The sequence below is a fragment of the Mesorhizobium sp. WSM4836 genome, assembly GCF_055811815.1.
Genome location: NZ_JBVVQF010000099.1, coordinates 1 through 356, shown reverse-complemented (window position 1 = coordinate 356; position 356 = coordinate 1). Strand labels below are relative to the sequence as shown.

Genomic DNA, 356 nt, shown 5'->3' with positions numbered 1-356 from the left:
AGCCTTGCGCGGCGCCCTTAGGCTTGCGGACTGTTTGCGCTGCCCTCACCCTCTCCCGCAAAGAACCGGGAAAGGGTAAGAATGAGGGCAGCGCAAACGTCACTGGAAGTTAGGGAACACAGATGCTCGATATCGCCCCGTCGAAACAGGCTGCCACCTGGCTCGGTTCCTTTGCCCGGGCGCTCGAGGCGGGCGACGTCGAGGCCGCTACCAGCCTGTTCGTCGAGGACTGCTACTGGCGCGATCTGCTGACCTTCACCTGGAACATCAGGACGATGGAGGGGGCGGCCGCGATCCGCGACATGCTGACGGCGGCGCTGGCCACGACAAGGCCTGCCCAGTGGCAGCTCAGCGGC

General features: G+C 65.2%; 1 protein-coding gene. It reads left to right on the top strand.

What is annotated here, in order from left to right; translation table 11 throughout:
* Nucleotides 1-122: 122 nt before the first annotated feature.
* Nucleotides 123-356: nuclear transport factor 2 family protein (locus AC0L2P_RS32265; protein WP_473507252.1), on the top strand; the 234-nt coding region annotated here is incomplete at its 3' end.